This window comes from Paraliobacillus sp. PM-2 (assembly GCF_001368815.1).
Classification (GTDB): Bacteria; Bacillota; Bacilli; order Bacillales; family Amphibacillaceae; genus Paraliobacillus.
Genome location: NZ_CTEI01000001.1, coordinates 1,112,720 through 1,126,427 on the forward strand (window position 1 = coordinate 1,112,720; position 13,708 = coordinate 1,126,427).

Consider the following 13,708-nt stretch of genomic DNA (forward strand, 5'->3'; position numbering starts at 1 on the left):
AAAGGTTCGGGAGTTGGTGAGTGTGCAGATTCAATTACAACGTGATCAAACATTTTTAAAGGATTTTGAAGAAAGATTAGCAAAAGATCAAGCTTTATCAAGTTGGGATCTTTTCTTATTATCCTATCAAGCAGCTGAAGCAAAACAAATAAAACATTTTAATGAATTAATGACTCCTAGTCTATTACCACATATGACTTTTTTATCGCATCAATTAGATTGTGTAAAACAAGTTATTGAACAAATGAATGGTCGAGCAATTTTAGCTGACGAGGTTGGGTTAGGTAAGACCATCGAAGCTGGATTATTATTAAAAGAATATATGATACGTGGATTAGTTAAAAAGGCGCTAATATTAGTCCCTGCTTCTTTAGTTAACCAATGGGCAACAGAACTAACACAAAAATTTTATATCCCTGTAGTAACATCTAGAAAACGTCCAACTTGGGATCAAGATAACATTATGATTACATCTATTGATTTGGCAAAACGAGAACCACACTATAGTACCATTCTAGAACAACAATATGATTTTGTTTTAGTAGATGAAGCACATAAATTAAAAAATCATCAAACCAAGAGTCATCAGTTTATTCGTGCGTTAAAGAAAAAGTACTGTCTGCTATTAACTGCTACACCCATTCAAAATAAATTAAGTGATATTTTTAATCTCGTCTCGATATTAAAGCCTGGCTATTTAGGTGACTTTAAAACATTCTCTGAAAAATTCGGCAAAAATAACAAAGCACTTGAAAATGACACCCATTTAAAACAACTCATTAAACAGGTTATGGTACGTAATCGTAGAACAGATACCGGATTGGAATGGACAAAACGTCATGTCGAGACCATTTGGATTGATTTTTCAAAGGAAGAAATGGAAGCGTATGAAGCATTAAAAGAGCTTACTTCTACAAAAGCCTCCTTTGCTAAAATTACGTATTTACGTGAATTATGTTCATCTCGTGAAGCTTGCTACCTATCAATCAAAAAAAATACCGAAGAAGATCATAAGGATTACCAAGATTATGCTACATTATTAGAAATGATTGAAACATTACCTAATCATGCAAAAGCAATAAAAGTTGCGGAATTAGTCCAATCCATTAATGATAAATGTATTATCTTCACTGAATATCGAGCAACTCAGCTTTATTTACAATGGGTGCTGCAACAACACGGAATTACATCTGTCCCTTTTCGAGGTGGTTTTAAACGAGGTAAAAAAGATTGGATGAAGCAATTATTTGAACATAAAGCGCAAGTTTTAATTGCAACAGAGGCTGGCGGGGAAGGAATAAACTTGCAATTTTGTCATCATATGATTAATTATGATCTACCATGGAATCCCATGCGTTTAGAACAACGAATAGGTCGTATCCATCGCTATGGACAAACAAAAGATGTTCATATATATAACTTTGCTATCAGACATACCATTGAAGAACATGTACTGCAGTTACTTTATAATAAAATTGGCCTTTTTGAACGCATTATAGGAAATTTAGATGCGATTCTTGCAGATCTCGAATTGAGCAATATGGATAAAGAAATGGAACAAATATTTCTCCAGTCACAATCTGAAGGTGAGGCAAAAATCAAATTAGATAATTTATCTGAAATTATTACAAACAATTTAAGTCAAAAGGAACAGGAGAATCAATATGGGAATCGAGAATCTTCATAAGTTTCTAAACACATTTTTCAATGAAAACCAATGTCAAGTTGAACAACAAACAAACGAAGATTTAACTATTCAACTATCTCCCGAATTAGATGAACAATTAATGAATCGACCGTTTTATTGGCAATATATGAAAAAGATGGGGCTAGAGGGAGAGCCTTCTCGCCTTTATCTCACTGTTAACCCCAACAAGAAAGATGAGGATGAAAACAAGTATGAATTCATTCATTTTGGGAGTCCACGATTACAACAAATAATACAAATACTTCTGTCAAAGGGGAAGTATGTGAAACTATATCAATCCATTATTACAACGCAACATACACCGCTTATTCCCTGGCTTGTATTAAATATTAAAATAAGTTATATCGGTAAAGATAAAAAAGAAGTATTAAAATCAATTGGAATTAACATGGTTAATGGAGCTATTATTAATGAATTCATTCACGCTATAAGGGATATCCAGTGGGGTGTTAAAATATCTGATTTTTGTTATACATTGACTCCACTGATCCAAGTAAAACATAGTTACCAACGGATTATGCAGTTAGTTGAGGAAATGTTACAACAAGAAACACATGAATGGGCAGCTACATCATGGGGCAAAATGGAAAAAGAAAAAAATTTACTAAAACAATTTTATCAATCTGAAGAAGATAGTTATCAAAATCATTATCAAAAAGAACTAGAAGCCATAGAATCTATATACCAACCTAAAATTGACATTTCTATTGTGAATGGTGGTATGTTTTTCATTACACAATATACGAGCTTTAAATTACTTAACAGCTAGGCAACTACTATCTGGCTTATTACCGATCATGCTTGTTTTTCTTAAACCACACTTGTATAGAGAAAGGTAATAAGCCAAACCAGTTGCTTGATAGAAAAAATTGTGATTCTTTCTTTTGAGCTTGTTTTTCTTGTTTGTACGCTTTTCTTTTTTCTTTTGGCATGTCTGCATATTTGACAATTTCTTTTGTTACGTATTTGACTAGATCATTCCCAGACATAAAGATCAACTCCTTTATATCTAGGATTCCCTAATCATCTATTCTTATAAGTCGAATCATTTCCTCTGCGATCTCATCTGCATGTTTATTATCTGTATGTATAATATATTTACTAGCTTGCTCATATTTACTTTCCCTACGTGCTAACAAGGCTTTTTTATCTCTTGAATGATCGTTCCAGATCGGTCTATTATTATCAAACTTTAACCTTCTAACAATTTCATGCCAACTGGTCTTTAAATAAACTACTTCTTTATCAGATAGCCAACTCAAATTGGCTTTCGATTCGATAATTCCTCCTCCAGTTGCAATTACGGTATTTTGTTGATTAGTTATTGATAGCATCTGATGCTCATAATTTCGAAACACTTCTTCGCCGTGATCAGCAAATATCTTTCCAATTGGTAAGTGATAATAATCTTCCACCATTTGATCGGTATCTTGAACAGAAAGACCGAGTCTTTTAGCAAGTATCGACGCAACAGTTGTTTTTCCACTTCCCATAAATCCAATTAAATAGATACTCTTCAAAACCTTCACTCCCATACAATTCTATAAATGCAATTTGTAATTATAAATAATAATTTTCACTTAACAATTTTTTGTTTATTATAGCATGAATATGATTTTCTTTCTAAAAATTAAAAAAATTTTTAGAACCATTTTGTTATCTTAAACTTTGTTTTCGTTCTAACAAAGTTTAAAAATTGTTATCACACGCTTATATATTTGATAAATTCAAATCATTTGGACACCTATATATGGAGTTGATTTTTTACAGTTCCCTTTGTATAGTAAATTTTACAAGGGAGGAAATCAGATGAAAGCAGTTTCTGTTTTTTCAAAAGAAATTCTGTATAATGCATTAGATAACGGCGCCTCAGACATCCATTTTTGTCCATTGGCAGCCACAGTTAAAATTTACTTCAGAATCCATGGAGAAAGAAAATTTTATAATGAAATCAGTGTGAACCAATATGACAGATTAATTAGTTATTATAAATTCTCAGCGGGAATGGATATCGGTGAAAAGAGAAAACCACAAAATGGAGCAATTATTTTTGCCTATTATGAAAAATCTGTTGCATTACGCATTTCCTCATTACCAGTCCATCAATCAGAAAGCTTGGCTATACGTTTATTACCACAAAATGATACAACCTCACTAAATCAACTGTTTTTATTTCCATACCAATTAGAGAAAATCAAAGAATGGATTGGACATCGTTCTGGCGTCATTTTATTTACAGGACCTACGGGCAGTGGAAAAACAACTACTTTATATGCTTTACTTCAAACATTACTAAGAGAGCAATCTTACCAAACAATTACCTTAGAAGATCCAATCGAAAAAGAAATAAAAGATCTATTACAAGTGCAAGTCAATGAAAACAGTGGAGTAACCTATCAAGTTGGCCTAAAAGCCGCATTAAGACATGATCCAGATATTATTATGGTAGGAGAAATAAGAGATGAAAAGACAGCTCGATTTGTTTTCCACGCTGCATACACTGGACATCTAGTTCTCTCAACCCTACACGCCAAAAATGCCTTAGGTACCATTTATCGCTTAAAAGAAATGGGCATTAGTCACACAGATCTTGATCAAAGTTTAATTGCTGTAGCATCATTAGAGTTATTACCAATCATTATGAAAAACAACATCCCTTCACGTGCAGCCATATTAGAATTATTAGATGGAACTTTGCTTCAAGAAGTGATAGTTGAACAGGAAACGGAGAGAAATCAATCCTTTTATACTTTTAAAAAATTAAGGAGGAAAGCTTACGCCTATGGATTTACTAATAAAACGTAAACAAAGGAAATTAACATCAAATGAGCAGAATAGCTTTTTGAATCGTCTCACAAGATTGTTAGAACAAGATTACCCATTGATAGACGCACTATATGCAATGCAATGGAATAACCAATGGAAGCAACCTATTAATCAAATAATTGATGCTTTAAAAGAAGGAAAGACAATAGATACCGCATTAGAAATTGCTAATTTTGATACAAAAATTATTTCCTTCTTATTTTTCGCAAGTGCCCACGGGGATATGAAGAAGGCTTTAAAACAAAGTGTTTTATTACTTGAGAAGAACAGTAAACTTTTAGTTAAATTTAAACAAGCTATTCGCTATCCTACAGTTCTTTTTATGATGTTTATTTGTTTACTATATTTTATTAAAACCTCCGTTTATCCAGCATTTATACAACTATTTCAATCAACTACTTATATTTCAGAATTCACTCTTTTTTCTTTACAATTAATTAATCACTTTTTCCACTTGTTTATTTTCATCATATGCTTATCTGTCATTGTTTCGTTAAGTTGGTTTGCCATCAAAAGAAAATGCACAATTAAAACAAAAATAACGATTTATCAACGAACTCCATTTGTAAGAACATTTATTAAATTATACATAACTTTTCTATTTTCACTACATTTAAGTTCGTTGCTACACTCCGGTCTTTCACTAAAAGATAGCCTTAAAATTTTAACAAAACAAATGCATCACCAAATTTTAAGTCATTATTGCCAACAACTTCTCGAGCACTTTTCCAATGGACAACCAATGAAAACAATCTTACCTACCCTTTCTTTACTTCATACAGATATTGATATGATATTTCAAAAAAATAGTAATGCTGAAGATATTGCTGTTGATTTACATGGTTATGCTGACTTTTTACTAGAACAAATTGAGCATAAAACAAAGAAAATAATTTCATGGATACAACCTATTTTTTTTATTGTTATGGGTATCAGTATTATCTATATTTATTTTTCCCTTTTGTATCCAATGTTTCAACTTATACAAACTATTTAGGAGATGATGAGATGAAAAATCAAAAAGGTTTTACATTAATTGAAATGCTAATTGTATTGACTGTTATTACTACATTGTTAATATTACTGATTCCTAATCTAGCTAGTAAAAATGAAGATGTTCAGGTAAAAGGATGTAATGCCTTAAAACAATTAACAGAAAATCAGTTGCAAGCTTATGTAATGGATAATGGAACTTACCCCAACACCATTAGTACATTAGTTGATCAACAGTACATTCAAACGGATACTTGTTCTAATGGTAAAAAAAGACTGGCATTTGATGAATTGGGAAATAATGAAATACTTATCGTAGACAATGAAGGATGATAAAAAAGAATGGTTTTTCGTTGATTGAACTGTTAATTGTCCTAAGTATTCTATCTGTTCTTTTAGTTATTGGTGGGTCTATTCAGTTAAAAACATACGATAATTATCAATTTAATCAATGGTATACATTATTTGAAAATGATATATTGCGAATGCAACAAGATGCAATGATTACAAAAAACAACTTATATCTCTTAATCAAATCCAGTAATAATAGCTACGAAATCCGAAAAGGTGCTTTTGGCAAACCAATTATTAAACGTCCTATACCCGATCAATGGAAGGTTAAGTTGTATTCTCTTGATATGCCGCTATCTTTTTCCAAACATGGTACGATTAGAAGGCCGGGAAGATTTCAGATTATTTCAAAATACAATAAGTGGGAAATAATTTTCCCACTTGGCAAAGGGCGATGTTATGTAAATGAATTGTAACAAACATTACAATGGATTTATTTTCACAGAAATAATGATGTCATTCAGTTTAATTATTGTTCTATCTCTTACAATTATCCCTATTTTTTATCAATTGACAACGGAACAAATGAATCTCTATTATCGCAGAGAAATCCATTCTTATCTCCACGATCATCTAATAGCCCGTCCTTTTACAAATACAGACACCAATCATGAAACGTTCATGGTTAAACAAGTAACGGTAAACATTAACTATACATTTGAATCGCCATTGTGGAAAGGATGTGCTTCTTGGAAAAATGAAAAGAATCAAAATGAAACAATCTGTTTATTTTATTATCCAACAGACTGAAAAGGGCTTTTCTCTTGTAAATATTTTCTTTTCTTTACTCATAATCAGCTCTTTGTTGCTGATCATCCCTTCTTTTTATCCATTATTGCATCAGAACAGTTATACAAATGAATTCTCTATCAGACAATTCTTTCATTTACTAAATGACGAAATGCATTCCCAGTCATTTGATTATCACACTCAGAATACGATTCATTTTATAAATAAAAAAGACGAATATATCAGTATATCACTATATGGAAGTGTCATACGTCGTCAAGTAAATAAAAGGGGACATGAAATAATGGTAAGAAACATAAAAAAATTCTCAGTAAAAACTGTTACAAACGGAATTCATGTCACTATTATTTCATTAACAGGTGATCACTATGCCAAAACAATATCATTTGATTAAACGCATGACTGGTGAAAGAGGTTTTTTATTCCCCTATGTTTCTTTTCTTGCAATGCTACTGTTGTTAGCAACCACTACCTCCATTACGTTATACAAGAATAATCAACAATTAACTTTTTATCAAATGGAACAAATTGAATTAGAGTCCTTACGCCAAATGACCGTAGCGGCAATAAAGAACGAACTTGGAAATGAGCAATTAGCTTTACCATTCTCATCAACAAAACATACATTTCCAAACGGTGAAGCCATCATACAATATCAATCACACAATGATACAACATTAAATGTAACAATTATTACTATAACTAAAAAGCAGTCAGAAAAATTATGGTCAACAGCTATTCCATTGTATTAACTCACTATTTACAAGTGAAACTTACAGGATCAAGGAAAATGATATTACTGAACTAATAAAAATAAGTGGTGCAGTGTATATTATTTAAAATATAGAACAAAATAAAGTTTGATGATGGGCTATAGCCAAGCGGTAAGGCAGCGGATTTTGATTCCGTTATTCGTTGGTTCGAATCCAGCTAGCCCAGTAAAAAAAGGAACTACATGATTGTAGTTCCTTTTTATATGAAAGGATTTGAATTTTTTTCTTGGTAAATAGTAGTTGTCGGCCCATGTCCAGGATAGATAACAAAGTCATCTTTTAATGAAAATAATTTATTTTTAATACTATTCAATAATTCCGTATGATCTCCTCCAGGTAAATCAGTTCTACCGATCCCATTTTGGAATATACAATCTCCGGAGATTACATACTTTTTATCATTAAATATAAAACTAACTCCACCTGGCGAATGACCAGGAGTATGCATTACATCAAACTTGAATTGACCTATTTCCATCCTCCCTTCTTTAATAAAATAATCTGCAGGTCGACAACTTACATTCGTCACAGGAAATAATCCAGAGCCATTTAACTCAGGTGTAGCTAACCAGTCTGCTTCCATTTCATGTACATAAACTGGAATTTTGTATGTGTCCCTTAAATCATCCACAGCGCCAATATGATCAAAATGAGCGTGTGTTAATAAAATCGCTATTGGTTTTATATTGTTTTTTATAAGCCAGTGATCAATAATTTCTATATTTCCTCCCGGATCAATCATAAGACCTTCGCCATTTTTGTAAATAATGTAACCATTGGTTCCTAACTCTCCTAGAGATAATCCTTTAATGTTCAAGATTTGTTCACCCTTTTTAAGTTTCTTTTGAAAATTACTCGACAAAGTATATCTATTATTTTAAAATGTGAAAAGATATTTAGCAAATTTTAATTTTCCCAGAGTTTAATAATAATTTGAAAAGAGGAGTACAAAATGGCATTAGCAATGATTTTACTTATTATTACTTGTTTATCTGGTGCTGCATTATGTAGAGAAATAAAAGCAAAAGATATAATCGCAGTATTATTTACTGGCTCTTCTGCCATCATTTTTGGTTTTTTCTCTATTGCAACAATTCTCTCTTCTTTTTATTGATTTCATTCAAGCATTAGAAGAGACGATATCTATACATCTCAATATAATAAAAAAATGAGGATCCAAAGACTGGATCCTCATTTTTTTTTATTTTCATTACTATTATTTTCATCACTGTCAATATTCTTATTGTTGAAATCATAAAATCTGAATAAATCACCATAGATGATCTGATCTGAATAGGTAAGTTCCTGCTGCACTTGTTGTTCTATTGGCTCACATTTATTTGGAATAGCATTTTCAGCTTCACCTTTTATATCGTCTGTTTCTGAAGTAATCAATTCTCCTGTTTCTCGATTAAAGCATTGATCTTTCGTGTAGATATAATCATCACTTATGAAACTTCCATCTCTCAATGCAATATACTCCTTGCGATTGTCACCAAATAAATTTGTACCAAAGCTTAAATCATTACTATCATCTACTCCAAGCAAATGCATTAGTGTTGGTTTAACATCAATTTGACCAGCAATCTTAGAGATTACTTTACCATCTTCACCCGGTATGTGGATCATAAATGGTACTCTTTGAAGTTGAATATGATCGTAAGCTGTAATTTCATCTTTTTCTAAATATTGAGCCATTGCTCTGTCATGAAAATCACTAATCCCATAGTGATCACCCATAAGCACAATAATAGAATCTTCATATTCTCCCGCTGCCTTTAACTGATCAAAGAAATCTTTAATTGCTTCATCCATATATCTAACCGTTTGAAAATATTGATTTAACGTTTTCGAATTTGAATCAAATTTATCAATCGTAGCGTCTTCCTCGGCTAAATCAAAAGGATAGTGATTCGTTAAAGTAATAAAACGACTATAATACGGTTCTGGTAATGCTTGTAAATATTTAATAGACTGTTCAAAAAATGGTTTATCTTTCAAACCCCAACCTACTGAATTTTCATCTGTTACTTCATAAGCATCTACATCATAAAACTGATCTATCCCTAAATTGTTATACATAACATCTCTATTCCAAAAACTTTTGTTGTTTGCATGAAAAACAGATGTACTATACCCATTGTTTTTTAATAACTCTGCAGTTGAGTTATATTCATTTTGACCATGCGTAAAGAAAACTGCTCCACTAGGTAATGGATATAACCCTGTCTCAACTAAGAACTCTGAATCTGAAGTTTTCCCTTGTTCTGTTTGATGATAAAAATTTTCGAAATAATAGCTATCACCAATTAAGTCATTTAAAAATGGTGTGATTTCCTCTCCATGTAATGTATTGTTAATTACAAAACTTTGAAGGGATTCTAGAGAAACAAATATTACATTTTTATCTTCAGCTATCCCAGCTAAATCAGTCTGACTGTTATCCGTTGTATTGTTGTTCATATAACTTGCAATCTCTGTTAACTCATTACCATCCGCAAATACACGTTGTGCTTTTGATTTTGATTGCTGCACAATGTCATAAATATGGTAATTAAAGATCCCGATATTTTTCACTAGATATTCGCGATCAAACGTACGTTGCAATAATTGTGGACGTTCGATCTCAGCTAAAATATAGTTTCCTAATAAAAATGCAATTGATAGACTAAAAGCCAATACTTTCTTTCGCTTTTTATATGAAACTGTTAAAGAATTACCGTATTTCTTGCTCACATACCAAATAATCGCTACATCTAAAAACAGCAAAATATCCGGAATATTAATTAATGCAAGAACACTCGAACCTAAATCAGCTGCATTACTCCCTTGAAATAAAACTGGTATGGTGAGAAAATCAGTAAAATTTCGATAGAATATTAGATTAAAATACAAAATAAAAGAACCTATTAATGAAGCATATCTAATAAACTTCATCTGGCGTTCTTCTTTTAACCATACACTAATTGCAAATACTAAAAACGCTGAAACAAATGGATTAATAAATAAAATAATTTCTTGCATAATATTATCTAGTTCAATATTAAACAAGAAGCGGTAAACGATATATGTCTTTATCCCAAATAATAAGCTACCAATTACATATAAAGGGATTTTATTCATTCTATGAAACATAAATACTGCTTCCTCCTACTCCAAAATATTATCATTTAAAAAGTTGGTGTTTGTTTTTTATTTTTTCACTCTCAATCTTTCTATATTATAAGACGAATTAAACAAAAAAAAAGTTTCACCCTTTTTTACTTTAAATTAATAATTTTTTACTTTTATTTAATAATACTCTATTTTATTCAAAGTTGCCAAAAAAATAAACCCTTTTAGAAAAAGGATTATTTTTCATCTTACTCGAACACTATTCTACAATTCAATAATGAGTACTTTATCCTATTGTCTGCTTAACTAGATATGCTCCGCCGTATATTCCTGCATCATTACCTAATGCAGCTATCTCAAATTCGCAACCTTCATTAATTCTAGGTAATGCATATTTTTTAAAAGCAGTTCGTAAAGGACCTAATAAATGTTCTCCTGCTTTTGAAACGCCGCCACCAATGATAATTTTAGATGGATTAATAACTGTGGCTACATTCGCAAGCGTATAGCCTAATACATCTGTAACATGATTGATGATGGCTTGTGATACGATATCCCCTTCATTTGCTGAGTCAAAAACATCTTTTGCAGTTAGTTTTTTATTCATTTGATAACGTTCCATCAATGTTGTATCTTCCCCTGCTTTAACTGCTTCAGTTGCTTGACGTGCAATGCCTGTGGCAGATGTTACCGTCTCTAAACAACCAGAACGACCACAGTTACATGGTACTCCTCCATCTTTCTCCACTGTAATATGACCAATTTCACCAGCCATTCCATTGGTACCACTAATTATATGGCCATTAGCAACGATACCGGCACCAACACCAGTACCTAAGGTAACGACAATTAAATCTTCTACTAAATCGCCAGAACCTTTCCAATTCTCTCCTATAGCCGCTATGTTTGCGTCGTTATCTACATATACAGGTAGTCCGGATAATTCATGAAGTACATTACCTAATTCAAAATCACGCCAACCAATATTCACACCTATTAAAATCTTTCCTGTTTTAGCATCAATGAAACCAGGCGCACCGACACCAATACCACCGATAGTAGATAATGTAATCATATGTTCAGTAATTTTGTGTTCAATTGATTGCCATATATCTGCAGGAATTCGAGAGCCACTATCACTCTTATCTGTTGCTATCTCCCATTTATCTATCAATTCACCATCATTTGTGAAAATGCCTATTTTAATTGTGGTTCCCCCAATGTCTACTCCAATGAATTTCCTATTCATTCATTGTATCCCCTTCCTTATCTTTGACTTGAGACATTTCCTGTCTTAATAATAAAATTGCCATTTGATAATCTTCTGTAGATATACATTGTGCATAATATAGTTCTTTCACTTCTGATTCCATCATTTGGAGATCAGCTAACCGATCCCCAATATAGATAAACGTGCCAAATTTTTTTAATAATTGTTGTACATCATAAACTGTTCTCATTATATCACCTATTCTATTATATCAAACTCATAACAAAATATTAACATAAAATAAATTGTTCTCATTTATTTAAAATTTCTCTTTGTGACTAGTAAGATAAATATTAATAAACGAAAGACCCTGATCAACTTAACGATCAGGATCTTTCGGATCTAAAAATGCGGGTCGTTTACTTTTTAATGGAATAGGTGTTCGAACCATAACATCAAATAACGCTTTTCCTGAAAATGGAATGAACGGCCAGAAATAACCGGTTTTAAATGTGTTCATTTGAATAAGATATATTAACCAACCCGTTATACCAATAACATAACCTTTGACACCAAAAAGAGCTGTCACAAACAATAATACAATTCGAACAATTCGATTTGCTAAACTAAGTTCATAGCTTGGTGTTGCAAATGTTCCCATCGCGGCAACAGATAAATAAAGTACCACTTCATTTGAAAATAACCCCACATCTACTGCTACTTGCCCTATCATAATAGCAGCAACTAGACCCAAAGCTGTAGCAAGGGCGGTTGGTGTATGGATGGCAGCCATTCGTAACATATCTATCCCAATTTCTGCTATTAAAAATTGCAACAACAATGGTATAACGCCTAACTCCTCAGGACCTAAAAAAGCCAATGAATCAGGTAACAAATTGGGTTGCGATGAAACCAGAAAGTAAAAAGGTAAGATAAAAATGGAAGCAATTACTGCAAGAAACCTGACAATTCTTAAATATGCACCGACTAACGGCTTTTGTCTGTATTCTTCTGCATGCTGTAGATGGTGCCAAAATGTAGCTGGTACGATCATGACACTAGGAGAACCATCAATAATTAAAATAATGTGCCCCTCATACAAATGAGCGGCTGCTGTATCTGGTCTTTCCGTATACCGAATCGTCGGATAAGGATTCCAATGTCTTCCACTCAAATATTCTTCAATTGTTTTTTCTGCCATTGGCAGACCATCCGTATCAATTTGCTTTAAATGATCTTTTAGTAATTTTACTTTTCCAGAGTCAGCAATATCTTCAATATAGCAAATACATATATCTGATTTAGACCTTCTTCCAATACTAGTATATTCCATTCGTAAAGACCGGTCTCTAATCCTTCTTCTAGTCAATGCTGTATTAAAAACAATTGTCTCTACATAACCATCTCTTGATCCTCTTACTACTCTTTCTAAATCTGGCTCTGCTGGACCACGAACAGGATAAGTACGTGCATCTATCATTATTATTTTATCTAAACCTTCTACAACCAAAGCTGTAGGACCGGCTAATACTGTGTCACCGGCTGTAATCAAGTCATCCTCAGTATCTAATTCAACATAAGGAATATAGGTTCGCAAAAGCTTTAGTAATGTATCAGGTTCTAATTGTTCTTCTTCTAGTTCTGCTAAAAATCGCATTAAATAATGTAAAATATCATCTTTAGCGAATCCATCTATTAAAAACATAGACATATTTCTTCCTGCATAATGCAGGTCTAATTGAATGACATCAAAACTCTGTTCCACACCTAAATAGTCATTTAAAAAATCTACATTTTTTTGGAACGATTTAGTTAGCTTGTTCTTTGCCACGGGCAGACACTCCTTCACTTCATAAGACCTTTTTCAGCTTATCACATATGTAACGAATCTTAAGGTGACTAAGCTAATGTGAGAGTCTACCCATAGCATGTACAGATTAATCAAATCCATACTTTCATAAGTGAGAAAGCTTGGACATATAT

General features: G+C 32.2%; 17 protein-coding genes and 1 tRNA gene. 11 read left to right on the top strand and 7 right to left on the bottom strand.

The features are described from left to right. The first annotated feature begins 22 nt into the window (after positions 1–22). Both BN1058_RS05260 and BN1058_RS05265 read left to right on the top strand, forming a co-directional pair. Positions 23–1,687: a DEAD/DEAH box helicase gene (locus BN1058_RS05260; RefSeq protein WP_090853890.1), complete on the top strand. Its 1,665-nt coding sequence runs from the start codon at positions 23–25 to the stop codon at positions 1,685–1,687. Then, positions 1,665–2,477 (top strand): YqhG family protein, encoded by an 813-nt coding sequence (locus tag BN1058_RS05265; protein WP_090853893.1) that lies wholly within the window; start codon positions 1,665–1,667, stop codon positions 2,475–2,477. Before BN1058_RS05260 ends, BN1058_RS05265 begins: the two co-directional genes overlap by 23 nt. Positions 2,478–2,496: 19 nt before the next feature. On the opposite strand, the gene BN1058_RS05270 is transcribed toward BN1058_RS05265, so the two are convergent. Both BN1058_RS05270 and BN1058_RS05275 read right to left on the bottom strand, forming a co-directional pair. Next, a complete protein-coding gene (locus BN1058_RS05270; protein ID WP_090853896.1) occupies positions 2,497–2,697 on the bottom strand; it encodes a YqzE family protein in 201 nt (66 codons plus the stop codon). A 30-nt stretch (positions 2,698–2,727) separates the two neighbouring features. After that, positions 2,728–3,237: a shikimate kinase gene (locus BN1058_RS05275; RefSeq protein WP_255306998.1), complete on the bottom strand. Its 510-nt coding sequence runs from the start codon at positions 3,235–3,237 to the stop codon at positions 2,728–2,730. Between the two features lie 280 nt (positions 3,238–3,517). Between BN1058_RS05275 and comGA the strand changes: the two genes are divergently transcribed. From comGA to BN1058_RS05315, 8 genes are all read left to right on the top strand, one after another. Further along, a complete protein-coding gene (gene comGA / locus BN1058_RS05280; RefSeq protein WP_090853902.1) occupies positions 3,518–4,513 on the top strand; it encodes a competence type IV pilus ATPase ComGA in 996 nt (331 codons plus the stop codon). After that, positions 4,491–5,531, top strand: coding sequence for a competence type IV pilus assembly protein ComGB (gene comGB, locus BN1058_RS05285; protein ID WP_090853906.1), 1,041 nt, complete (start codon positions 4,491–4,493; stop codon positions 5,529–5,531). The genes comGA and comGB overlap by 23 nt, the downstream gene beginning before the upstream one ends. An 11-nt stretch (positions 5,532–5,542) precedes the next feature. Next, positions 5,543–5,860: a competence type IV pilus major pilin ComGC gene (gene comGC, locus BN1058_RS05290; RefSeq protein WP_090853913.1), complete on the top strand. Its 318-nt coding sequence runs from the start codon at positions 5,543–5,545 to the stop codon at positions 5,858–5,860. Beyond that, positions 5,857–6,294, top strand: coding sequence for a competence type IV pilus minor pilin ComGD (gene comGD / locus BN1058_RS05295; protein WP_090853916.1), 438 nt, complete (start codon positions 5,857–5,859; stop codon positions 6,292–6,294). Before comGC ends, comGD begins: the two co-directional genes overlap by 4 nt. Next, positions 6,284–6,628: a hypothetical protein gene (locus BN1058_RS05300; protein ID WP_090853919.1), complete on the top strand. Its 345-nt coding sequence runs from the start codon at positions 6,284–6,286 to the stop codon at positions 6,626–6,628. Before comGD ends, BN1058_RS05300 begins: the two co-directional genes overlap by 11 nt. Positions 6,629–6,779: 151 nt before the next feature. Next, positions 6,780–7,022, top strand: coding sequence for a competence type IV pilus minor pilin ComGF (locus BN1058_RS14595; RefSeq protein ID WP_369688250.1), 243 nt, complete (start codon positions 6,780–6,782; stop codon positions 7,020–7,022). Next, the gene (locus BN1058_RS05310) at positions 6,997–7,380 is read left to right on the top strand and encodes a hypothetical protein (RefSeq protein WP_090853926.1); all 384 of its coding nucleotides are present in this window, start codon (positions 6,997–6,999) and stop codon (positions 7,378–7,380) included. The genes BN1058_RS14595 and BN1058_RS05310 overlap by 26 nt, the downstream gene beginning before the upstream one ends. Before the next feature lie 115 nt (positions 7,381–7,495). Then, positions 7,496–7,567: transfer RNA gene (locus tag BN1058_RS05315), tRNA-Gln, on the top strand. 33 nt (positions 7,568–7,600) lie between these two features. On the opposite strand, the gene BN1058_RS05320 is transcribed toward BN1058_RS05315, so the two are convergent. Continuing rightward, positions 7,601–8,218, bottom strand: a complete 618-nt coding sequence (locus BN1058_RS05320; RefSeq protein ID WP_090853929.1) for an MBL fold metallo-hydrolase — start codon at positions 8,216–8,218, stop codon at positions 7,601–7,603. 135 nt (positions 8,219–8,353) lie between these two features. On the opposite strand from BN1058_RS05320, the gene BN1058_RS05325 reads away from it, so the two are divergent. Then, on the top strand, positions 8,354–8,515 hold the full coding sequence (locus tag BN1058_RS05325; RefSeq protein ID WP_090853932.1) for a DUF2759 family protein: 162 nt from the start codon (positions 8,354–8,356) through the stop codon (positions 8,513–8,515). Positions 8,516–8,592: 77 nt separating this feature from the next. Here BN1058_RS05325 and BN1058_RS05330 read toward each other — a convergent pair whose 3' ends face one another. The 4 genes from BN1058_RS05330 to BN1058_RS05345 all read right to left on the bottom strand — a co-directional run bounded on the left by BN1058_RS05330 (position 8,593) and on the right by BN1058_RS05345 (position 13,562). Continuing rightward, the gene (locus BN1058_RS05330; RefSeq protein ID WP_090853935.1) at positions 8,593–10,536 is read right to left on the bottom strand and encodes an LTA synthase family protein; all 1,944 of its coding nucleotides are present in this window, start codon (positions 10,534–10,536) and stop codon (positions 8,593–8,595) included. 265 nt (positions 10,537–10,801) lie between these two features. Further along, on the bottom strand, positions 10,802–11,764 hold the full coding sequence (locus BN1058_RS05335; RefSeq protein ID WP_090853938.1) for an ROK family glucokinase: 963 nt from the start codon (positions 11,762–11,764) through the stop codon (positions 10,802–10,804). Beyond that, positions 11,757–11,975, bottom strand: coding sequence for a YqgQ family protein (locus tag BN1058_RS05340; RefSeq protein ID WP_090853942.1), 219 nt, complete (start codon positions 11,973–11,975; stop codon positions 11,757–11,759). The genes BN1058_RS05335 and BN1058_RS05340 overlap by 8 nt, the downstream gene beginning before the upstream one ends. Before the next feature lie 129 nt (positions 11,976–12,104). Beyond that, positions 12,105–13,562 carry a spore germination protein gene (locus BN1058_RS05345; protein WP_090856010.1) on the bottom strand — a complete coding sequence of 486 codons (1,458 nt, stop codon included), beginning with the start codon at positions 13,560–13,562 and terminating at the stop codon, positions 12,105–12,107. Between the last annotated feature and the right edge of the window lie 146 nt (positions 13,563–13,708).

What these genes read in the sequence shown, in the direction of transcription:
- comGA (WP_090853902.1), top strand. Translation starts at nt 3,518, where the DNA reads ATGAAAGCAGTTTCTGTTTTTTCAAAAGAAATTCTGTATAATGCATTA.
- BN1058_RS05330 (WP_090853935.1), bottom strand. Translation starts at nt 10,536, where the DNA reads ATGTTTCATAGAATGAATAAAATCCCTTTATATGTAATTGGTAGCTTA.
- BN1058_RS05340 (WP_090853942.1), bottom strand. Translation starts at nt 11,975, where the DNA reads ATGAGAACAGTTTATGATGTACAACAATTATTAAAAAAATTTGGCACG.
- BN1058_RS05335 (WP_090853938.1), bottom strand. Translation starts at nt 11,764, where the DNA reads ATGAATAGGAAATTCATTGGAGTAGACATTGGGGGAACCACAATTAAA.
- BN1058_RS05270 (WP_090853896.1), bottom strand. Translation starts at nt 2,697, where the DNA reads ATGTCTGGGAATGATCTAGTCAAATACGTAACAAAAGAAATTGTCAAA.
- comGB (WP_090853906.1), top strand. Translation starts at nt 4,491, where the DNA reads ATGGATTTACTAATAAAACGTAAACAAAGGAAATTAACATCAAATGAG.
- BN1058_RS05300 (WP_090853919.1), top strand. Translation starts at nt 6,284, where the DNA reads ATGAATTGTAACAAACATTACAATGGATTTATTTTCACAGAAATAATG.
- BN1058_RS05265 (WP_090853893.1), top strand. Translation starts at nt 1,665, where the DNA reads ATGGGAATCGAGAATCTTCATAAGTTTCTAAACACATTTTTCAATGAA.
- BN1058_RS05325 (WP_090853932.1), top strand. Translation starts at nt 8,354, where the DNA reads ATGGCATTAGCAATGATTTTACTTATTATTACTTGTTTATCTGGTGCT.
- BN1058_RS14595 (WP_369688250.1), top strand. Translation starts at nt 6,780, where the DNA reads ATGCATTCCCAGTCATTTGATTATCACACTCAGAATACGATTCATTTT.
- BN1058_RS05310 (WP_090853926.1), top strand. Translation starts at nt 6,997, where the DNA reads ATGCCAAAACAATATCATTTGATTAAACGCATGACTGGTGAAAGAGGT.
- comGD (WP_090853916.1), top strand. Translation starts at nt 5,857, where the DNA reads ATGATAAAAAAGAATGGTTTTTCGTTGATTGAACTGTTAATTGTCCTA.
- comGC (WP_090853913.1), top strand. Translation starts at nt 5,543, where the DNA reads ATGAAAAATCAAAAAGGTTTTACATTAATTGAAATGCTAATTGTATTG.